15 protein-coding genes are annotated in these 20,775 nt (G+C 71.4%); 11 read left to right on the top strand and 4 right to left on the bottom strand.

The window, feature by feature from the left end; all coding sequences use genetic code 11:
• Positions 1–31: 31 nt before the first annotated feature.
• On the bottom strand, positions 32–967 hold the full coding sequence (locus QRO03_RS00290) for a helix-turn-helix transcriptional regulator (RefSeq protein WP_285135529.1): 936 nt from the start codon (positions 965–967) through the stop codon (positions 32–34).
• Positions 968–1,200: 233 nt separating this feature from the next.
• On the opposite strand from QRO03_RS00290, the gene QRO03_RS00285 reads away from it, so the two are divergent.
• The 7 genes from QRO03_RS00285 (at position 1,201) to QRO03_RS00255 (ending at position 10,442) form a co-directional block, all read left to right on the top strand.
• Positions 1,201–2,352, top strand: a complete 1,152-nt coding sequence (locus tag QRO03_RS00285; protein ID WP_285135528.1) for a glutathione-independent formaldehyde dehydrogenase — start codon at positions 1,201–1,203, stop codon at positions 2,350–2,352.
• A 2-nt stretch (positions 2,353–2,354) separates the two neighbouring features.
• Positions 2,355–2,819, top strand: coding sequence for a hypothetical protein (locus QRO03_RS00280; protein WP_285135527.1), 465 nt, complete (start codon positions 2,355–2,357; stop codon positions 2,817–2,819).
• On the top strand, positions 2,816–3,985 hold the full coding sequence (locus tag QRO03_RS00275) for a zinc-dependent alcohol dehydrogenase (protein ID WP_285135526.1): 1,170 nt from the start codon (positions 2,816–2,818) through the stop codon (positions 3,983–3,985). Before QRO03_RS00280 ends, QRO03_RS00275 begins: the two co-directional genes overlap by 4 nt.
• Positions 3,986–4,274: 289 nt before the next feature.
• A complete protein-coding gene (locus tag QRO03_RS00270) occupies positions 4,275–5,702 on the top strand; it encodes an MFS transporter (protein WP_285135525.1) in 1,428 nt (475 codons plus the stop codon).
• A gap of 5 nt (positions 5,703–5,707) precedes the next feature.
• Complete coding sequence (locus QRO03_RS00265; RefSeq protein ID WP_285135524.1) at positions 5,708–7,879, top strand: molybdopterin oxidoreductase family protein; 2,172 nt, start codon at positions 5,708–5,710, stop codon at positions 7,877–7,879.
• Positions 7,872–9,488, top strand: a complete 1,617-nt coding sequence (locus QRO03_RS00260; RefSeq protein ID WP_285135523.1) for an FAD-dependent oxidoreductase — start codon at positions 7,872–7,874, stop codon at positions 9,486–9,488. Before QRO03_RS00265 ends, QRO03_RS00260 begins: the two co-directional genes overlap by 8 nt.
• Positions 9,489–9,809: 321 nt before the next feature.
• Complete coding sequence (locus QRO03_RS00255; RefSeq protein ID WP_285135522.1) at positions 9,810–10,442, top strand: LysE family translocator; 633 nt, start codon at positions 9,810–9,812, stop codon at positions 10,440–10,442.
• Between the two features lie 161 nt (positions 10,443–10,603).
• Here QRO03_RS00255 and QRO03_RS00250 read toward each other — a convergent pair whose 3' ends face one another.
• Positions 10,604–12,079 carry an FAD-dependent oxidoreductase gene (locus tag QRO03_RS00250; RefSeq protein WP_285135521.1) on the bottom strand — a complete coding sequence of 492 codons (1,476 nt, stop codon included), beginning with the start codon at positions 12,077–12,079 and terminating at the stop codon, positions 10,604–10,606.
• A gap of 983 nt (positions 12,080–13,062) precedes the next feature.
• Between QRO03_RS00250 and QRO03_RS00245 the strand changes: the two genes are divergently transcribed.
• Entirely contained in the window at positions 13,063–13,731 is a 669-nt protein-coding gene (locus QRO03_RS00245) for a TetR/AcrR family transcriptional regulator (RefSeq protein WP_285135519.1), read from the top strand.
• Positions 13,732–13,965: 234 nt separating this feature from the next.
• Here QRO03_RS00245 and QRO03_RS00240 read toward each other — a convergent pair whose 3' ends face one another.
• Positions 13,966–14,508 carry a YbaK/EbsC family protein gene (locus tag QRO03_RS00240; protein ID WP_285135518.1) on the bottom strand — a complete coding sequence of 181 codons (543 nt, stop codon included), beginning with the start codon at positions 14,506–14,508 and terminating at the stop codon, positions 13,966–13,968.
• Positions 14,509–14,858: 350 nt separating this feature from the next.
• Between QRO03_RS00240 and QRO03_RS00235 the strand changes: the two genes are divergently transcribed.
• The 3 genes from QRO03_RS00235 (at position 14,859) to QRO03_RS00225 (ending at position 18,655) form a co-directional block, all read left to right on the top strand.
• Positions 14,859–16,100, top strand: coding sequence for an acyl-CoA dehydrogenase family protein (locus tag QRO03_RS00235; RefSeq protein ID WP_285135517.1), 1,242 nt, complete (start codon positions 14,859–14,861; stop codon positions 16,098–16,100).
• 333 nt (positions 16,101–16,433) lie between these two features.
• Positions 16,434–17,606, top strand: coding sequence for an AI-2E family transporter (locus QRO03_RS00230; protein WP_285135516.1), 1,173 nt, complete (start codon positions 16,434–16,436; stop codon positions 17,604–17,606).
• Positions 17,607–17,611: 5 nt separating this feature from the next.
• A complete protein-coding gene (locus tag QRO03_RS00225) occupies positions 17,612–18,655 on the top strand; it encodes an ATP-dependent DNA ligase (protein ID WP_285135515.1) in 1,044 nt (347 codons plus the stop codon).
• 1,053 nt (positions 18,656–19,708) lie between these two features.
• Here QRO03_RS00225 and QRO03_RS00220 read toward each other — a convergent pair.
• The gene (locus QRO03_RS00220; protein WP_285135514.1) at positions 19,709–20,740 is read right to left on the bottom strand and encodes a COG1361 family protein; all 1,032 of its coding nucleotides are present in this window, start codon (positions 20,738–20,740) and stop codon (positions 19,709–19,711) included.
• Positions 20,741–20,775: the final 35 nt, after the last annotated feature.

Genomic DNA, 20,775 nt, shown 5'->3' with positions numbered 1-20,775 from the left:
GTACGCCCGCGCAAAGCGGACGATTTGCCCGTCAGTGTTTCAGGTCTTCCCGAGGGGTGCGACCAAACTCGCGCGTGTAGTGCATCGTGAATCGACTAGGGGAGGCGTAGCCCCACGCCCGTGCCGTCTGGGCGATCGTCGCAGTGCCCGGTTGCGCGGCGCGGAGGGTCTCGCGGGCGTTGTTCAGTCGAACGGTGCGCAGATAAACGGAGGGCGCGCCCAGATCGTCTCGCGCGAACGCCTCTTGCAGGGTACGAAGGGAGCACCCCAGGTGCCGGGCAACTCCGGGCATGGTGAGAGGCTCATGCGCGTGCGAATCCATGTATGACTTCGCACGCGCGACGAGGGGAGCCATCCGGCTCTCCCCTCGACCCGGCGCGGTGCCGAGATTGGTCGGGAAGGCCAGGAGTGTCGCCACGAGCAGCGACCGTCGAATCTCGGCCTCGATGAGAGGAGCGTCCTGCCCGTCCAGTTCCGCGAGGAGGGCATGTGCACCGCGGAAGGTGGCCCGCCAGTAGTCACGGAGCGCGGGCGTCCGCGGACGGCAATCGCTCATCCCGACGACGACGGCGTCATCCGCGGCGACCGATCGCAGATACTCCGTTGCGACCGCCATGTCGATCGTGCTGCCACGCACCGACACCGAGCGCCAGCCCATGTCGATGGGTTCGAACGGACACAGAAACGGACCGTCCAGGGGAAGACCGTCTCGACCGACGGTTCCGTGGAGGCCGGCGCCGGCGAAGTCCGCCACGGTCAGCTCGTTGTGCAACTGGGCGTTCACGGCCGTCGCTCCCGTGAGGCTGTATGCGATGGTCCCGCCGCCCTCGAAGGTCTGCACGCTCGAGCGGAAGCGGTACTGGGACGGGTCGATCCGTCCGTTGACCGCTCCGGGGCACATCACCTCCCAGGCGGCGAGGGCATCCTCGACGGATTCACTCACCGTGGTCACCGAGCGCACAGTCATGACGCCCCCGTTCGAGCCTGCGAACGCTGCGCCTCCCGCAGCACGGCTCCATCCTCGCTTTCCACGATCGCTCGCGCCAGCCCACCGCGCACGCGGCACCGCGCCCGCTCATCCTCCGCCGGATAGGTCGATCTGCCAATGGTGCTGACCCCGCCCACGGAGTGACATAGAGCTCTACCGCGATCGAACGGCCGCGGCCCGTCCCGGACGGATGACCACGTGAGGAGTCGATCATGAGAGCAGTCGTTTACGAGGGACCGCGGACGGTCTCCGTTAAGGACGTCCCGGACGCCCGCATCGAGCGCCCCACCGACGTTCTGGTCCGCATTACCACGACCAATATCTGCGGGTCCGATCTGCATATGTATGAGGGTCGGACCAGCTTCGAGACGGGGCGATGGTTCGGCCACGAGAACATGGGCGAAGTAATCGAGGTCGGCGACGGCGTCGACAAGGTGAAGGTCGGTGATCACGTCGTGCTGCCGTTCAACGTGGCGTGCGGACACTGCAAGAACTGCGAGCGGGGTCTGACCAACTACTGCCTCACCGCCCAGCCTGTCCCGGAATTTGCGGGTGCAGCGTACGGTTTCGCCGACATGGGCCCGTGGGCCGGTGGGCAAGCAGAGTTGCTGCGCGTCCCGTGGGGCGACTTCAACTGCCTGCGACTCGGCGAGGATGCGGAGGAAAGGTCCAGCGACTACGTCATGCTGGCCGACATCTTCCCGACCGGGTACCACGCCACCGAGATGGCGGGCGTGAAGCCGGGGGACCAGACGGTCATCTATGGCGCCGGTCCCGTCGGCTTGATGGCGGCACTGTCGGCCACGATCAAGGGCGCGAGCAAGGTGATGGTCGTCGACCGGCATCCGGATCGCCTGCGGCTGGCGGAGTCGATCGGGGCGATCGCCATCGACGACTCGAAAGTCGATCCCGTGCAGGCCGTGCTCGAACAGACGATGGGGCTCGGCGCCGACAACGGGTGCGAGTGCGTCGGGTATCAGGCACACGACCCCGGCGGCGACGAGCAGCCGAACCTCACGCTCAACCGACTCGTACAGTCAGTGCGCTTCACCGGGCGCATCGGCACCGTCGGGGTGTTCGTGCCGCAAGACCCGGGTGCGTCCGACGAACTGGCGAAACAGGGGCAGATCGCGTTCGACATCGGCCTGCACTGGTTCAAGGGTCAGACGATGGGCACGGGGCAGGCGCCGGTGAAGAAGTACAACCGGCAGCTGCGCGACCTCATCGCCGCGGGAAAGGCGACGCCGTCGTTCATCGTCAGCCACGAGTTGTCGCTCGATGAGGCGCCGGACGCCTACGAGCACTTCGACAACCGCGACGACGGCTGGACCAAGATCGTGCTGAAGCCCGGAAAGGCGGCGTGATCATGGCGGGTAGGGCGGCCGCGGCCGTCGGCATCGGGGTCGCGTCCGTCGCGGCGGGGCTTGTCGCGCGCTCCTTGGTGAAGAAGGGGCGCGAATCGGACGGCGACGGAGAGCACCCCGAGGGGTGGAAGGCCGTCACCATCCTGGGGGACGCCGACGACTTCACCAGCGGCGGGTATCCCGAACCGCTCCGCCGCGTGGCCGACTCGCTCGAGATCCGCGTGCAACCGGCGCCCGGCGACAAGGGCTTCGAGGTGCACGCCCGGGTGCGGGAGGGGACTGATCTCCCCGGAGAGAAGGATGCCCCGCGAAAGTTGCGGCAGGCGCTGCGCGACGCGAAGCAGGTGTTCGAGACGGGCGAGATCCTCCGGGTGAAGCCGCGACCGCACGGGGAGCGTCCACCCACCCTGCTCGGGGGTGCGGTCGACAAGGCAGAGGCCGACGCGAAGGGCGAGGGTGTGCTGTGAAAGCTCTGTGTTGGACCGGGGTGAACGAGCTCGCGGTCGAGAACGTCGAGGATCCCGGCATCCTGAATTCTCACGATGTCATCGTTAAGGTGATCCTCAGCACGACCTGCGGGTCGGATCTGCATCTGCTCGGCGGCTACGTCCCGACGATGCGGGCCGGTGACGTGCTGGGGCACGAGTTCCTCGGCGAGGTCGTCGAGGTCGGATCGGGCGTCACGAAGCACAGGGTGGGCGACCGCGTCGTGGTCTGCTCCTTCATCAGTTGCGGGAAGTGCTGGTACTGCCGCAACGAGCTGTATTCGCTGTGCGACAACGGCAACCCCAACGCGGGCATCCCCGAGATGCTCTGGGGGCAGGCCCCCGGTGGCTGCTACGGCTACTCCCACGCGCTCGGCGGGTGGGCGGGCAGCCACGCGGAGTACATCCGGGTGCCCTACGCCGACCAGGGTGCCTTCCCCGTCCCGGAGGGGGTGAGCGACGAACGCGCGTTGTTTGCGTCGGATGCCGCTCCCACGGGGTGGATGGGAGCGGATCTCGGCGGGGTGAAGCCCGGCGACACCGTCGCGGTCTGGGGAGCCGGAGGGGTGGGCCAGATGGCGGCGCGCGCTTCCTTGCTGCTCGGAGCCGAGCGGGTCATCGTGATCGACCGCTTCCAGGAGCGCCTCACGCAGGTGGAGCAGGTCATCGGTGCGGAGACCATGAACTATGAGACCAGCGAGGTGACGGCGGAGCTGCGCGAGCTGACGGGCGGGCGTGGTCCCGACGTCTGCATCGAAGCAGTGGGGATGGAGGCCCATCGCGACAGTCCCGACTTCGCGTTCGATCAGCTCAAGCAACAGCTGAGGCTACAGACCGACCGGCCGACGGCCGTACGCGAGGCAATCTTCGCCGCGCGCAAGGGCGGGAGCCTTTTCGTGCTCGGAGTATTCGGGGGATTTGTGGACAAGTTCCCGCTGGGAGCCGTGATGAATAAGGGACTTACCCTGCGCTCAGCCCAGCAGCACGGGCACCGCTACATCCCGATGCTGCTTGAGCGGATGGCGCGGGGCGAGCTCGTCACCGAGCACCTCGCGACGCACGTCATGTCGCTCGACGAGGGACCCCAGGGATATGCGATGTTCAAGAAGAAGGCCGATGGGTGCGTGAGAGCGGTCTTTCGCCCCTGAAAGCTCGAGGCGGACAGATTGAACGGACACATCGCGCAGAATCAGCTACGCCGATAATGGATCATATGTCAGCCGCTAGCATCAACTTCACGGCGTCCCATCGGTCCCATCCCCTCGTGTAACGCGCACGTAAACTCCCCCTCTCCCCCCACCTCGCCGCGGGTGAAACAACCGTTACCTCCCCGCCCCCAACGACGCGGTCCCGGGAAACCCCTCCTCCCTACGCTGACGGCACGCCCCACCCATGCGGGGCGCTGCACCTCCCCCGCATCGCCCACCGGAGGACTCCGTGACCGTCACCGACCCGCGCCCCGAAACTGCAACGCCGCCCGCGGCCGCATTGCCCGCCGCAACGACCGCGCCGAGCACTGCCCCGACCACCGCGAGCGCAGAGCTCGTCCACCGCCCCGGCCGCTGGATCGACAACTGGAACCCCGAGAACGCCACCCAGTGGGCCAAAGAGGGCAAGGCCATCGCCTCCCGCAACCTGCGGTGGTCGATCTTCGCCGAGTTCCTCGGGTTCGTCGTCTGGCAGCTCTGGTCGGTCGTCGTCGTGTCGCTGCCCGCCGCGGGCTTCCAGCTGTCGACGGGTGAGATCTTCTGGCTCATCTCCATGCCCAGCCTGGTGGGCGCGACGCTGCGCATCCCCTACACGTTCATGGTTCCCCGCTTCGGCGGCCGCAACTGGACGATCGTCTCGGCGGGACTCCTGCTCATCCCGACCATCGGCCTCGGCATCGCGGTGAGCAACCCGCAGACGCCCTTCGGCGTGCTGCTGCTCTTCGCCGCCCTCGCCGGCTTCGGCGGCGGCAACTTCGCCAGCTCGATGGCGAATATCACCTTCTTCTACCCCGCCGCGCAGAAGGGCTGGGCCCTCGGACTCAACGCCGCCGGCGGCAACCTCGGCGCCTCGGTCGCGCAGTTCGTCGTCCCCATCGTCATCACGATCGGCGCCGCCGCGACCCTCAACCTGCCCCTCGCCGGCTTCATCTGGGTGCCGCTCATCATCGTCGCGATGGTCGGCGCATACCTGCGCATGGACAACCTCTCCAGCGCCAAGGCCGACATCACGGCATCCCTCGCCGCCGTCAAAGAGCCGCACCTGTGGATCATGGCCGTGCTGTACATCGGCACCTTCGGCTCGTTCATCGGCTTCGCGGGGGTGTTCCCGAAGCTGCTCGCCGACACGTTCCCCGACTTCAAGGGCATCGCGATCGGCACCGCAACCGTCACCCTCGCCTTCATGGGCGCCCTCGTCGGCTCGCTCGCCCGCCCCTACGGCGGACGCCTCGCCGACCGCTTCGGCGGCACGGTCATCACGATGGGCGCGTTCACGGTGATGGGTCTCGGCATCCTGGGTGTCATCCTCACCCTGCCGATGCAGAACTTCGCCGTCTTCCTGCTGTGCTTCCTGGTGCTCTTCGCCGCCGCGGGCATGGGCAACGGGGCGACTTACCGCATGATCCCGACGATCTTCGCCCTGCGCTCCGACAACGGCATCGGCGCGCAGCGCAAGGCCGCCGCGGCCCTCGGCCTGATCTCGGCGATCGGCGCGTACGGCGGATTCTTCATCCCGCAGCTGCTCGGCTTCTCGAAGACGACGTTCGGCTCGTACACCCCCGCCCTCGGCTGGTTCGCCCTGGCCTACCTCGCGTTCCTCGCGATCACCGCCGGCGTCTACCTGCGGATGTCGAAGAAGACCGGATCCCGGATCTGACCGCCATGAGCTCCGCCGACACCCACTGCCCCTACTGCGCGCTGCAGTGCGCCATGACCGTGAGCCACGACGGCACCACCACGGTCACGGGCCGCGACTTCCCCACCAACCGGGGAGGACTCTGCGCCAAGGGCTGGACGTCGGCGGAGCTCCTGGCATCCCCCCACCGACTCCGGATGCCGCTGATGCGGCGCTCCGATGGCACCCTTGCCGAGACCACTTGGGACGAAGCACTGGATGCCGTTGCGGCGGCGTTCCGCTCGACGCGCAAGAACCACGGCCCCGACGCCAACGCAATCTTCGGTGGCGGCGGACTCACCAACGAGAAGGCCTACCAGCTGGGCAAGTTCGCCCGCGTGGCTCTCGGCACCTCGCGCATCGACTACAACGGCCGGTTCTGCATGTCGTCGGCCGCGGCGGCATCCAATCGCGCTTTCGGCATGGACCGCGGCCTGCCCTTCCCCGTCACCGACCTCGACGACGCCGCGACGATCCTGCTGCTCGGCTCCAACGTCGCCGCGACCATGCCACCCTTCCTCGCCCACCTCGCCGGGGCTCGCGCCGCGGGCGGCCTCATGGTCGTCGACCCGCGCCGCTCAGCCACCGCGCGCCTCACCGAAGACGGCGCCGGCACTCACCTGCAGGCGGCGCCCGGCACCGACCTCCCCCTTCTCCTCGGCCTGACGCACATCGTCCTCGCCGAGGGCCTCGCCGACCGCGCCTATATAGAGGCGCGCACGAGCGGATTCGATGCGCTGCGCCGGAGCGTCTCGTCGTGGTGGCCCGAGCGCACCTCCGCGACGACCGGGGTCCCCGTCGCCGACCTCCGAGCCACGGCTCGCCGCCTCGCTGCGGGACGCGCGTACATCCTCACCGGACGCGGCGTCGAACAGCACGTCGACGGCACCGCCACCGCGACCGCCGCGATCAACCTCGCGCTCGTGCTCGGCCTCGTCGGCCGCGAGGGCTCGGGCTACGGCACCCTCACCGGACAGGGCAACGGCCAGGGCGGACGCGAACACGGCCAGAAGGCCGACCAGCTGCCCGGCTACCGCTCCATCCGCGACTCCGAAGCCCGCCGCCACGTCGCCGGCGTCTGGGGCGTCGACCCCGACGAGCTTCCGGATGCCGGGATCCCCGCGACCGCCCTGCTCGGCGAACTCGGCGGGCCGGTGAAGACGCTGCTGGTCGCGGGCTCCAACGTCGTCGTCTCGGCCCCCGACGTCGAGGCCGTCCGCGCGCGGCTGGAAGCCCTCGACACCCTGATCGTCTGCGACTTCTTCCTCTCCGAGACCGCGGAGCTCGCCGACATCGTGCTGCCGGTGCTGCAGTGGGCCGAGGAGGAGGGCACGATGACCTCACTCGAGGGCCGGGTGATCCGCCGCCGCCGCGCGCTGGCGGGGCCCGACGGTGCCCGCAGCGAGCTGTGGATCATGTCCGAGATCGCGCGGCGCCTGGGCGCGGCATCCACCTGGTCGACCGATCCGTCGGAGGTCTTCGACGAGCTCGCCCGCGCCTCGGAGGGCGGCGTCGCCGACTACTCGGGCCTCTCGCACGCGCTGCTCGACACCGGCGTCGAGGCGTTCTGGCCGTACCGCGCCGAAGGCACCCCGCGCCCGTTCACCGAGCGCTTCGCCCACGCCGACGGGCGCGCGCGTCTCGTGCCGGTGGAGGCCACTCCCCCGACGCCGACCGACCGCGGCGGCGACCTCACCCTCGTCACCGGCCGCTACCTGCAGCAGTACCAGTCGGGCACGCAGACCCGCCGCGTCGCCGAGCTGAACGGCGCCCGCCCCGAGGCCCGGCTCGAGATCCACCCGGCGACCGCGTCGCGGCTCGGCATCCGCGAGGGCGCGCTCGTCGCGGTGTCGAACGAGCGCGGCACGGTGAAGGCGCGGGCGAGCGTGACGACCGACATCCGCCACGACACCGTCTTCCTGCCCTTCCACTACGCCGGCGACGAGTGCGCGAACCGCCTGACCGAGGCGCTCGTCGACCCGACCTCGGCGATGCCGGAGTTCAAGCGCACGCGCGTGCGGGTGGCTCCGGATGCCGCCGTGCCCGCGGTGGCGGCGGGAGAGCACGGGCCGGTGGTGGTGTCGGAGCATCCGGGGGTCGGGCCCGCGGCATCCACTTCTTCCCGTGTCAGCGGAATCGACGAGGAGATCCATGTCTGAGCGTGTGGTGCTGGTGGGCTACGGCCCCGTCGGAGCGCGGCTGATCGAGGGACTCCTGCCGGCCGTGCGCGAGGGGCGCATCGACCTGACGGTCATCGGCGCCGAGACGCACGACGTGTACAACCGCGTGCTGCTCGCCGAGTACGCCGTCGGCCGCGCCGACCGCGGAGGCCTCGACATGGGCGACCGACGCGTCGCCGAAGTAGCCGGCGTGAACTTCGTGCTCGGGATGACGGTGGTCGGCGTCGACCGCGACCGTCACGTGGTGCGCCTGCACGATGGCATCCGGATTCCGTACGACCGTCTCGTGCTGGCGACCGGCGCTCGCGCGAACGTGCCGACCCTCGCGGGACTCGAGCGCGCGCAGCGGCACCGTGCGGCCCGGCCGGCCGTCGCCGCGGAGCTCGACCACGGATCCGCCCCGCTGCCCCGCGGAGTCGTCGCACTGCGCGATCTCGCCGACGCGGAGCACGTGCGCGCGGCGGTGTCGGCCGGACAACGGATCGTCGTGCTCGGCGCGGGCGTGCTCGGCATGGAACTGGCGCTGGCCGCCGCCGAAGCCGGCGCCGAGGTGGTGGTCGCGTACCACTCCGCCGCCCCGATGAACCGCACGCTGGACGAGAACGGCGGACGCGTACTCGCCGCCGCAGCCGCCGCGGTCGGTGTCGAGATGATGCACCACGCCCGCGCCGAGAGCATCGTGCAGCGCTACGACGACCACGGACAGGCGTGGTTCGACGGCCTCGTCTGCGCCGACGGCAAGGTGCTCGCCGGCGACCTGCTCGTACTGTCGTGCGGGGTCGCGGCGCGCACCGAGGTGGCATCCCTCGCCGGGCTCGCCACCTCGACCGGCGTGCTGGTCGACGGGGCATCGCGCTCGTGGACCGACCCGAACGTCTTCGCCATCGGCGACTGCGCGCACGTCGCCGATCCCGCCGACGCGGGTGACGACGGCCGCGTGCCCGGCGGACCGAGCGGGCTCATCGGCCCCGGCTGGCGGCAGGCCGACCGGCTCGCGGCGCTACTGGCTGCGGGGCCTTCAGACGCGGCATCCGCGAGCTCGGCTCTTGCCTCGGGGGCCGCGGCATCCGCTGTTCCGGCGCCGGTCGAGCGCCTCGGTGTCGTCATGCTGAAGGCCGAGGGCATCGACGTCGTCGCCGGAGGCGCGGTCGACGCCGACCCCTTCTCGCACGCTCCCGGATGCCACGGACCCCAGGTCACCCTCTGGGCCGACCCCGCGCGCGGCGCGTACATCAAGCTCGTCACCTTCGACGGCGTGCTCACCGGTTTCGTCGCCGTCGGCATGCCGCGCACCGGCGCCGAGCTCACCCTGCTGTTCGAGCGGGGCTCCGAGCTGCCCGCCGACCGCTCGTCGCTGCTGCGGCTCGACGCCCCCGACGCGGGCATGGCCGTCGTCGCCGACCCCTTCGCGGCGGATGCCACGGTGTGCTGGTGCAACGGCGTGAGCGCGGGGGCGATCCGCGACGCCGTCGCCGCCGGAGAGCCGACGGTGGCGTGCGTGAAGGCGTCGACCCGCGCCGGCACGGGCTGCGGCGGCTGCGTGGGGCGGATCACCGAGCTGATCGCCCGGGAGGCCGTGCCCGCGTAGGGCCGTGGAGGGGGCGGGCCGAACTCCGGACGATCGGCCGCCCACCCCACGCATTCCGCGTCAACCGACCCGCGAACCCGCAGTCGTCCGGAGATGCGCACGCCCCCCTCATCGAGCGAAACGCCCCCGCGCGCGGACGGCTGGGCGCCGAGCACCCGCCGGACCGCAACGCGCCTCGGATCCCGGCGTGCCGAACTCCGGAAAAATTGGCTCGAACCTCCCGTGAGCCATGGCTGGGGGCCCATGGCATCGGGTTTCTCCGGAGTCCGGACGGCGATCCCGCGAGACGCCATCGAAACGCGACGGCAGTACGCTTCCGGCATGCCTCCGATCGAGAACCTCGTGGCCTTCGTCGCCGCGTCGGTCGTCATCATCGTCATCCCGGGTCCGAGCGTGCTGTTCGTCATCGGTCGCTCCATCGCGCTGGGCCGCCGCGCCGGCGTGCTGAGCGTCGTCGGCAACGCGCTGGGCACCGTGCCCGCGGTACTCGCGGTGGCGTTCGGCGTCGGCGCGATCGTCGCCTCGTCGATCGTCGCCTTCACCGTCGTGAAGATCGTCGGCGCGATCTACCTCGCGTGGCTCGGCATCCAGGCGATCCGACACCGCAACGCGCACGTCTCCGGCGCCGCGATCGCCCCCACCTCGTCCTTCACCCTGCTGCGTCAGGGCTTCGTCGTGGGACTCACCAACCCCAAGACCATCGCGTTCTTCGTCGCCGTGCTGCCGCAATTCGTCGACCCGCACGCCGGTGCCGTCTGGCTGCAGCTGCTCGTGCTCGGCCTCGTCTTCCAGGTGCTCGCGCTCACGTGCGACAGCACCTGGGCCCTCGCCGCCGGCACCGCGCGCACGTGGTTCGCGCGCTCCCCGAAGCGCATTTCGACACTGTCGGCGACCGGCGGCGTCATGATGATCGGCCTCGGCGGCGCGCTGGCGTTCACCGGCGCGAAGAGCTGAGGCGTTTCGCCCGAAACCGAGAGGGCGCGTCGAGGCCGCTGATGGACCCCGGCGTCGGCCCCGGCGGCGCGCCGGCGTTCACCGGCGCGAAGAGCTGAGGCGTTTCACCTGAAGCCGAGAGGGCGCGTCGAAGCCGTTGACGGACCCGGCGCGCCTTTCGCTCACCCGGCGGAGGACAGATCCCTGGATGCCGCGCCCTCGACCCGCGTACCGTCCGGGGCGTAGCGCGAACCGTCGACGGGACTGTCCCACGACCGCTCCGCGTCGTTCCACGTCAGCGGTGTCGGGGCGTCGATCGTGCGCGTCTCACCGTCGACCGTCGACACCGCCGCGGTGCGGACACCGCGCCGCGCGAGCACGCCCTCGCCCTCGGCCGGGGGCCGCACGGGCGCGGTCTGCGCCTCTCCCCGCGCCGCGCTCGACACCCGCGCGCGTCGAGCGGCCTCGCCGATGCCGCGTCCGAGGTCGGCGGGCACCGTCATCCGGGTTCCGATCGTGCGCATCCACTGGGGCCGGTCGCCGCGGGAGACACCGCGGATCTCATCCGTCAACCGCATCGCCGCGGCGGGGGCGTTGGTCAGGCCCCAGCCGCCGTATCCGGTGGCGAAGCGCAGGCGGCCGAGGCCGCGCGGCATCCCTCCGATGAACGGCACGAGGTTGTGCGACTGGTAGTCCTGCCCCGACCAGCGCGCGATCTCGGAGCCGACGGGCAGCGTCCGCCGCGCCCAGGCGGCGAGGTCGTCGGCGAGCGCGCGCTCCGAGGGCGCCGAGCCAACGGGATGCCGCGCCCCGGTCACGATGAGCACCGGACGTCCGAGAGACGACGGCGCGGCCACGACACTGCGGCCGCCGGCGCCGACCTCGCTCCACATGCCGCCCGGGGCCTCGGCATCCCCGTCCATCTCGAACGCGATCGCCCACGATCGCAGCGCGCGCGTCTTGAGGTCGTAGAGGCCGCGGCGGGAGAGGGGTGTGCCGGTGGCGAGCACGACCGTGTCTCCGTAGAGCGTGCCGTTCTCGGTCGCGACGTGCCCCCGAGGAAGCGCGCGGACGTCCGACACCCGGACCCCCGTGTGGATCGCGGCACCGGCGTCGACCGCCGAGCGCGCGAGCGTGTCGGCGAGCAGCACGGGATCGAGGGCGAGCTGGTCGTCGAGGGCGATGGCGCGCACCGGGGTGCGTCCGCCGAGGTCGCCGGGGCTGTCTTCACGCACGGGGAGCCCGGCCTCGCGCGCCGCGTCGCGCACGGCGTCGAGGGCGACGTCGGTGGCGAGTCCCCGCCCGAAGGTGAAGGCCGTCCGGCGATCGGCGGCGCCGCCGGCGCGGTCGGCGAGCCACTCCTGGCTCGCGCGGTTGGCGTCGACGTACGCACGGACGAGGCCCGCCGGGTGATGCCGCCGCAACGCCGCGAGCGTCGTCCCCTGCAGCAGGGATGCCATCCCCACCGACGCCGCGGTCGCCCCCTCGCCCACCTCGCCGGCGTCGACCACGGCGACGTCCACGCCCGCTTCGGCGAGCATCACCGCGGTGGACAGGCCGGTGATCCCCGCCCCGACGATGACGACGTCGTGCCGCGCATCCGCCTCGAACGGCGTTGCGACGGAGGCCCGGTCTCGGTTCCACAGGGAGGAGGTCATGCGTCCATCCCACCCCCGGCGCCGGCCCCGCGGCATCCGCTTGCCTCGGGGGGTGCGATCGTCTAGCGGGCGGGCTGGGCGGGCGTGGCGGGCGGGCTGGATGGGCGGGCGGGCGGGGCGGGCGGGCTGGGCGGGCGGGCGGGCCGGGCGGTGCGGGCCTCGCCGTGCGGCGGCCCGGCGGTGCTTTTCTCGCGCATAAACGCGATTCGTGCGCATAAACACGCTCTCGCCGTGTTTCTGCGCGCCGATCGTGTTTATGCGCATGACCCAGCGCCGCGCGCACCGCCGGACCGCCCGCACTGCGGCCCCGCCTCTGTTGCCCATAAACACGATTCGTGCGCACAAACACGCTCTCGCCAGGTTTCTGCGCACAGATCGTGTTTATGCGCGCGTGACGCAGCGCCACCCGCACGGCCGAGGCGCCGGCCCCGCGGCATCCGCTTACCTCGGTCGGTGCGATCGTCCGACGGCTGGCCGGCCCGGGGAGGGAACGTGGACGGCCCGGCGACGCGGGTCGGAACGTGGACGGCGCGGCGACGCGGGTCGGAACGTGGTCGGGCAGCGGCGCGCACACCCGGGCTTCTCGCGTAAACGCGATTCGTGCGCATAAACACGCTCTCGTCGTGTTTCCGCGCACCGATCGTGTTTATGCGCATGATTCAGCGCCGCGCGCACCGCCGGACGCCCCGCACCGCGGCCCCGCCTTGTTGCCCATAAACGCTATTCCTGCGCAAAAACACGCTCTCGTCGTGTTTCCGCGCACCGATCGTGTTTATGCGCGCGTGACGCAGCGCCACCCGCACGGCCGGACGCCCCGCACCGCCGCCCGCCAGCTCCCGCTCACGCACCGCCGCACCGCCGCCCACGCCCAGCACCGCCGCGCTCCCGCCCCCGCACCGCCCTCCCCCTCATCCCCACCCGAACGTCACTCCGGAACCGCCGCCCGCACCGCCTCACCGCCGGGCCGCGGATATGCTCGGCACGTGACCGACAGCGCCGCCCCCTCGAGCCGCACGGCGGTGGTGGCCGCCGCGATCGACCTCTTCGTGGAGCACGGGTACGACCAGACCTCGGTCGAGCAGATCGCCCAGGCCGCGGGGGTCTCCCGCTCGACCTTCTTCCGCCAGTTCGGCGGCAAAGAAGACGTGGTGTTCGCCGATCATGAGGTGCTCATCGCCGAAACGCGCGCGTACCTGTCGCAGCAGCACGACGACCCGTGGGCGGCGGTATGCGAGGCGTCGGTGCGGGTGTTCCGCCACTTCGCCGCCGACCCCGAGCTCGCCCGCCGCCGGTACAAGATCGTGCGGGAGGTCTCGGGACTACGCGACCGCGAGATCGTCACCGTCTTCCGGTACGAGCGCCTCTTCGACCAGTACCTGCGCGATGCGCTCCCCGGCCTCGACCCCCTGGATGCCGTCGGCTTCGCCGCCCTCGTCACCGCGGTGCACAACCACGTGCTGCGCCGGCTGATGCGGGGCGCCCGGGTGCCGGCATCCGTTCTGCGTCGTGCGCTCGACGACGCGCTCCGCCGGTACGGGGTGCATCCCGACGGAGCGGACGCCGCGGGCGACGACCTCGTCGTCGCGGTGTTCCCCCGCCGCATGCCCGCCGCGGAGGTCACGCGGCGCCTCCGGGCGAGCCTGCCCGACTGACGCCCCGCGGCCGCGCACGCGACCAGCCCACGCGGCGCCTCCGGGCGAGCCTGCCCGACTGACGCCCTATGGCCGCGCACGCGACCAGCCCAGGCGGGGCCTCCACCGGGGTGAGCCTGCGCCCATCGGCGAGCGATGCGATCGACGGCCCCCAACCCCTCACCCGACCAGCGCCCACGCCGAGGTGACGCGGCGCCTCCGGGCGAGCCGACGGGTCTGACGCCCCGCGACCCTTCACACGACGGGCTTCGCGAGCCCTTCGACGACCTCTGCCGACGGCAGGGATGCCAGCACCTCGCCCGGCAGGAACAGCTTCGCGCCGCGGATCCCCGCGCCGACGATGGCCCGCGGGAGCGCGGCGACCCGCGCATCCAGCAGCAGACGCCAGTCGGATGGGATGCCGAGAGGCGTGATCCCGCCGTACTCCATCGCCGTCTCCGCCACGGCGGCATCCATCGGGGCGAACGTCGCCTTTCGCGCGTCGAGGAGCTTGCGCACGACGCCGTTGACATCGAGCCGCGTGGTGGCCAACGCGAGGCAGGCGGCGGTGCGAGTGTCGGCGCCGCGGGTGCCCTGCACGACGAGGCAGTTCGCCGAGATGTCGAGGCTCTGACCGTAGGCCTCGCAGAACGCCGCTGTGTCGGCGAGCGCGGGATCGACCGCGGCCACCTCGATGCGCGCCGCGACGTCGGCGGGCAGCTTGTCGATCGCGGCCGCGACGGGCGCCGCGAGCAGTTCGGGGTGGTCGACGGCGGGCAGGAAGATCAGCGAGCTCACGCCGCGACCCTACCCGCTCGGCATCCTGCTGCCAGCGGGTCGTCCGCCGGTCGCCGCTGAGTGTCCACGACACCCGGACACCCCCGCGAGAACGTCCGGGTGTTCCGGACACTCACCCTCACGCGCCCCCACCTCACTGTCCACAACACCCGGACACCTCGCGAGAACCTCCGGGTGTTCCGGACACTCACCCCCGCGCACCCGAACCCCCACCTCACTGTCCACAACACCCGGACACCTCGCGAGAACCTCCGGGTGTTTCGGACACCCACCGCGAGAGCGGAAACCCGCCCCATCGACTCCGCGCGGAACAGTGACACCCAGTACCAACATGAGCGATACTGGGGACCATGACCATCGACGCCGATGCCCGCACGCTCCCCGGTGAGCGCGTCGCCCACTACGATCTGCTGGGCCGCCGCGACACCGACTACTACGCGGTGTTCGCCGACATCCCCGATGCCGACCGTGCCGTCTGGGACCGCGCCAAGGCCTTCGCCGACGAGGTCGGCACGCGCATGCAGAACGAGTGGGATGCCGCGACCTACCCCGTCGAACTGGTCCAGCGCATGGGCGAGCTCGAGCTGTTCACCGACGGCATCGAGCACCCCGAGCTTCCGCACACGTCGCCGCTGGCCGCGGGCCTGGTCAACATGGAGGTGTCGCGGCACGACGGCTCGCTCGCGACGGCCCTCGCCGTGCAGGGAGGGCTCGCGCTCCGCACCCTCGCGCTCTTCGGCTCCCCCGAGCAGCAGCGACGGTGGCTGAAGCCCCTCGCCGACGGCACGGTGCTCGGCGCGTTCGCCCTGACGGAGCCCGACCACGGCTCCGACTCCGTCTCACTCGAGACCACCGCCACCCGAACGGCGGACGGCTGGTCGCTCAGCGGCACGAAGAAGTGGATCGGCAACGGCGCCTCCGGCGGCATTACCTTCGTCTGGGCGCGGGTCGACGACGACGGCGCCGACGATCACGGCAAGGTGCGCTGCTTCCTCGTGGAGCAGGACACCCCGGGCTACTCGGGCACCGTCATCACCGGCAAGGTGTCGCTGCGCGGCATCCATCAGGCCCACATCGCCATGGATGACATGCGACTGCCCGATGACGCCGTACTGCCCGGGTCGCACACCTTCAAAGACGCGTCCCGCGTGCTCTACGCCACCCGGTCGGGAGTCGCCTGGTCGGCGCTCGGCCACGCGACCGCGTGCTACGAGATCGCGCGGACGTACTCCACCGAACGCCTGCAGTTCGGAAAGCCTCTCGCGGCTTTCCAGATGGTGCAGGAGCGCCTCGCCCAGATGCTCGACGAGCTCACCGCGATGCAGCTCTACTGCCGCCGCCTCGCCGACCTCGAGACCACGGGGGGCCTGCGCCCCACCCAGGCGTCGCTCGCGAAGTACCACAACACCCGCGCCGCGCGTCGAGTGGCCTCGATCGCGCGCGATCTGCTGGGTGGCAACGGCATCCTGCTCGAGAACGGCGTGATGCAGCATCTCGCCGACATCGAGGCCATCCACACGTACGAGGGCACCGAGAGCGTGCAGGCACTCCTCCTCGGCCGCGACATCACCGGCATGAGCGCGTTCGTCTGACCCCGGATGCCGGGGCCGCGGCATCACCAGCGTCAGCGCATTCATCTGACCTCGGATGCCGGCGGCCCGGCGGCAGCGGACATCACCGGCGTGGGTGCGTGCGTTCGACTCCGGATGCCCGGCGGCCGGCGGCTCGGACGGGTGGGGCGGGCCAGCGAGTCCGTGCCGGAACCACGCCGATCCCCCGCGGGCCGCGCCGGGCGGGGGACGGACCATGACTCCACTGCGGTCGGGTGAAGTGTCGAGCGGATGCCGGCATCCGGCGTCCTATCCGCGCCCGGGGCGCCGCGCAACCTCGCACACCATGTCGGAGGCCCCCGCTAGCTTGTGAACATGGGCCTCTTCTCTCGCCATCCCGCGCCTCGCGACGCGGTCGCATCCGTCGCCAAGGCGGTACAGGCGCCACCCAAGAGTCTCTGGTCCGACGGTTTCGGGCGGCTCGCCGTCCGGGCCGTGCAGATCATCATCGTGGTGATCCTCGTGGCCGGCATCATCTGGGGCATCCAGCAGGTGACGCTCGTGATCATCCCGCTGATCCTGGCGCTCATCTTCGCCTCGGCCTTCGGCCCGGTGACGATGTGGATGCGCCGCAAGGGCGTGCCGGCGGTCATCGCGACCCTGCTGACCCTGCTCGCCGTCGTCGTCGTGCTCGCCGCGCTCGGGTGGCTCGTGGTCAACGCCGTGGTCAACCAGTGGGACTACCTCAGCTCGCAGGCGGTCGAGGGCTTCCAGAAGGCGCAGGACTGGTACCACACGCTGCCCTTCGCGATCTCGCAAGACCAGGTCGACCAGGCGATCCAGGGGATCCAGGGCTTCGTCACCAGCTCCGCCTTCGGCACCGGCGCGCTCGCGGGAGTGGGTGCCGTCGCGTCGTTCGTGACCGGCTTCGTGCTGATGGTCGTCATCCTGTTCTTCTTCCTCAAAGACGGCCCCCGCATGTGGGAGTTCGTGCTGCGCCCGTTCCACGGCAGCGACTACGACCGCGCGCGTCGCATCGGCGACAAGACCGTGACGGTGCTGGGCTCGTACGTCCGCGGCACGGCATCCGTCGCCGCGGTGGATGCGGTCGGCATCGGTGTCGGTCTGGCCATCCTGCAGGTGCCCCTCGCGCTGCCGTTGGCCGTGCTGGTGTTCCTGTTGGCGTTCATCCCGATCGTCGGCGCGGTGACCGCCGGTATCCTCGCGGCACTCGTGGCACTGGTCACCAACGGCCCGATCGTGGCCCTCATCGTCGTCGGCATCGTCGTGCTCGTGAACCAGCTCGAGGGCAACTTCCTGCAGCCCGTCCTCATGGGCCGGTCGATGAAGCTGCACTCGTTCGTCGTGCTGGTGGTGCTCGCCGGTGGCACCGCGATCGGTGGCATCCTCGGCACCCTGCTCGCCGTGCCGCTCACCGCGGTCGTCTGGGGCATCGTCACCGTCTGGAACGGCCCCGACAAGCCGGCCGAGTGGGCGCGCCGCAAGAAGCGTAAAGACCCCGTGCCCCTGTCGGGTGACGAGAGCTGACGCGCATGCCGTACGACATCCCGGCGCCGATGCTGGCGAAGTCGGTGCCCGAAGTTCCCGAGCATGCCAAGGTCGACGGCGGCTTCAGCTACGAACCGAAGTGGGACGGCTTCCGTGCCCTGGTGTCGTGGGACGGAACCGACGTCGAGATCGGCAGCCGCGGCGCGAAGCCGCTCACCCGCTACTTCCCCGAGCTCGTCGAGGCGTTCGCCGAAATCCTGCCCGAGCCGTGCCTCATCGACGGCGAAGTCGTCGTCGCGCGCGGTGAGCCGGGTGCGCAACGCCTCGACTGGGAGGCCCTGTCGCAGCGCATCCACCCCGCGGCCTCGCGCGTGACCATGCTGTCGCAGGAGACGCCGGCGATGTTCATCGCCTTCGACCTGCTCGCGCGCGGTGATCGCGACCTGCAGGCGGAGCCGTTCTCGGAGCGCCGCGCACAGCTCGAGGAGCTGCTGGGAACCGTGCCTCACCCCGTGCACGTCACCCGCACCACCGACGATCCTGATCTCGCCCGCCGGTGGCTCGCCGAGTTCGAGGGGGCGGGCCTCGACGGCGTCATCGCCAAGCCGCTCGCCCAGCCGTACGCGCCCAACAAGCGCACGATGTTCAAGATCAAGCACGCCCGCACCGCCGACGTCGTCGCCCTGGGCTATCGCATCCACAAGTCGGGCGAGGGCGTGGGGTCACTGCTCGTCGGTCTCTACGACGACGAGGGTCGGCTGCACGGCGTCGGGGGCGTCTCGGCCTGGACCGATAAGCGGCGCAAGGAGCTGATCGACGAGCTCGCTCCCCTCGTCGAACGGGATGCCGAGGGCGAGGCCGTCGTCGGAGAGACCGACCGCTCGCGCTTCTCGGCATCCAAAGACGTGTCGTTCGTGCGTCTGCGCCCCGAACTCGTGCTCGAGGTGCGCTACGACCAGCTCGAGGGCATGCGTTTTCGCCACACGGTGCAGTTCGACCGGTGGCGCCCCGACCGCGATGCCCTCTCCTGCACCTTCGCGCAGATCGAGACGGTCAGCTCGTACGACCTGGGCGGCGTGCTCGACTGAGCCGCCCGGCGGGCAGCCCGCGCCGGGTCACGTTTCGTGCACAGGGGCGGTCATCGAACGCCCCAGTGCACATCCCGCGCCCCACTCCGGGCTGACTGCCCCCTTGCTCGCCGTGCCCCGCCTCGACTCGTGGCGCGTGGCGAGCCTCGTGATCGGCAGCCCGCCCATGGGTCACGTTTCGTGCACAGGGGCGGTCATCGCGCGCCCCAGTGCACATTCCGCGCCCCACTCCGGGCCGGCCGCCCCGGTGCACGTCTCGCGCCCGCACCACTCCGCGGCTCGGCCGTCGCCGCGTTCCGCTCCGGCTGCCCAGGCGCTCAGGGCCGCGGGATCAGCAGCCCGCTCCGGGTCACGTCTCGTGCACAGGGGCGGTCGCTGCGCGCCCCGCTGCACATCCCGCGCCCCGCTTCGGGCCGAGTGTCCCGTGCGCAGCCCGACCGCGCACCACTCGGCGGCTCGGCCGTCGCCGCGTTCCGCTCCGACTGCCCAGGCGCTCAGGGCCGCGGTATCGGCAGCCCGCTCCGGGTCACGTTTCGTGCACAGGGGCGGTCATCGCGCGCCCAGTGCACATCCCGCGCCCCACTCCGAGCTGGGTGCCCCGTGCGCAGCCCGCGCGCGCAGCTAGCGGCGGCCCGGTCGTCGTCGCGCTCCGTGTGGTCCGACTTGGCTGTGCCGCTCGCCCCCGCCACCGTCTCCGAGCGATCGTCGGCTGAACGTGGGGCGCATCTCGCCATTCGGGGCGGACCTTGCACGCCCCAACACGCCGATCCCGCCCCAAACCCGACTCAACGGCCAGCGGCCCAGCGACCCGTACAGCCCGGCGCCGCGGACTCACGCCCCCTTACACGCTCACCCCCCCGGTTCGGGGCAGCCGCCCCCCGGGTCCGGGGCGCATCCCGCGGTTCGGGGCGGACCTTGCACGCCCCAACACGCCGATCCCGCCCCAAACCACGGCCGGCACACCAACCGAGCGGCGCGCGGCGTATCCACCGCCGCGCCGCCCGGTCGAGCGGTCTGCGCAGCTACGCGCTCCGGCTTCAGCGTCCTGCGCCCCTACCGCGCGCCAACCCCCACCGCCTCTGACGCCTCAGACGCCGCGCCGACCGACACCGCGGCATCCGCCTTCCGACGCGCGCGCCGCCGCGTCACGACCACCGCGGCCACCGCCCCCACGAGCAGCAGCAGCAGCACAGCAAGGCCCGACCACGACACCGCGGCCGTCGTGAATCGCTCCTCCATGAGGGCGGGAGCGGTGACGGCGTCGTCGCCGAGCACCACCGGACGCACGGTGGTCGTCCCGAACAGGGCGAAGATCGGCCAGGCACTCGTCTCGGTCACGAGGGTGGCGGTGTCGCCGGGCAGCAGTTCGGCCGGATCGCCCTCGAGCGAGGCGGCGTCGACGCCGGCGCCCGAGACGGCGGCGAGCGCACCGAGGCGCACGTTGCCGCTGTTCTCGACACGCGTCTCGACCCGGAGCACACCGGGCGCGAAAGGGATCCATGACGGGGTGAAGGTCGTCGCGACGTCAGCGACCTGCAGGGCGGGCACGATGTCGCCGGCGACCTGCAGGTGAACGCGCACGCCGACGCGGTTGGTCACGGCGACCCCGTCGCTCGATCGGGTGACCCCGACGACGATCCCGGCGGGGTGATCACCGGGGATGACACCGGCGGGCACGTCGATGCGCACGGGGAGCACGCGGGTCTCGCCCGGCGCGACGGTGACGGTGCCGGCATCCAGGCCTCCGACGATGATCCAGGCGCCGGAATCGTGCGGGTCTCCCGCGGCGATGTCGAAAGCGCCGCTGTCGCCGACGACCCCGTCACCCGACGCGACGACGTAGGTCGCGGGCTCTGTGCCGAGGTTGGTGACGGAGATGGCGTCATCGACGCCCGCACCGGGGTCGATGGTGTGGCGGAGGGAGATCCGCCCGTCGGGCCCGTCGGCGGTGGCCGGGGCGACCGACCATTGCGCGGCGGAGCTGGATGCGGGCGCCGGATCGACGGTGACCGCGGCGGCGGGCATGGCGGAGAGGAGCAGGACGACGGCGACGGCCGCCGCCGAGAAGGAGGTGCGGGAGAACACGGAAATCCTCGAGTCGGGGGGAACGGAAGGAGCCG

The sequence above is a fragment of the Microbacterium sp. lyk4-40-TSB-66 genome (assembly GCF_030209475.1).
Classification (GTDB): Bacteria; Actinomycetota; Actinomycetes; order Actinomycetales; family Microbacteriaceae; genus Microbacterium.
This window is presented reverse-complemented; position numbering and strand designations above follow the sequence as displayed.

Coding starts and splice junctions, on each gene's coding strand:
- QRO03_RS00265 (WP_285135524.1), top strand. CDS start 5,708: ATGAGCTCCGCCGACACCCACTGCCCCTACTGCGCGCTGCAGTGCGCC.
- QRO03_RS00235 (WP_285135517.1), top strand. CDS start 14,859: ATGACCATCGACGCCGATGCCCGCACGCTCCCCGGTGAGCGCGTCGCC.
- QRO03_RS00250 (WP_285135521.1), bottom strand. CDS start 12,079: ATGACCTCCTCCCTGTGGAACCGAGACCGGGCCTCCGTCGCAACGCCG.
- QRO03_RS00225 (WP_285135515.1), top strand. CDS start 17,612: ATGCCGTACGACATCCCGGCGCCGATGCTGGCGAAGTCGGTGCCCGAA.
- QRO03_RS00285 (WP_285135528.1), top strand. CDS start 1,201: ATGAGAGCAGTCGTTTACGAGGGACCGCGGACGGTCTCCGTTAAGGAC.
- QRO03_RS00255 (WP_285135522.1), top strand. CDS start 9,810: ATGCCTCCGATCGAGAACCTCGTGGCCTTCGTCGCCGCGTCGGTCGTC.
- QRO03_RS00280 (WP_285135527.1), top strand. CDS start 2,355: ATGGCGGGTAGGGCGGCCGCGGCCGTCGGCATCGGGGTCGCGTCCGTC.
- QRO03_RS00260 (WP_285135523.1), top strand. CDS start 7,872: ATGTCTGAGCGTGTGGTGCTGGTGGGCTACGGCCCCGTCGGAGCGCGG.
- QRO03_RS00290 (WP_285135529.1), bottom strand. CDS start 967: ATGACTGTGCGCTCGGTGACCACGGTGAGTGAATCCGTCGAGGATGCC.
- QRO03_RS00230 (WP_285135516.1), top strand. CDS start 16,434: ATGGGCCTCTTCTCTCGCCATCCCGCGCCTCGCGACGCGGTCGCATCC.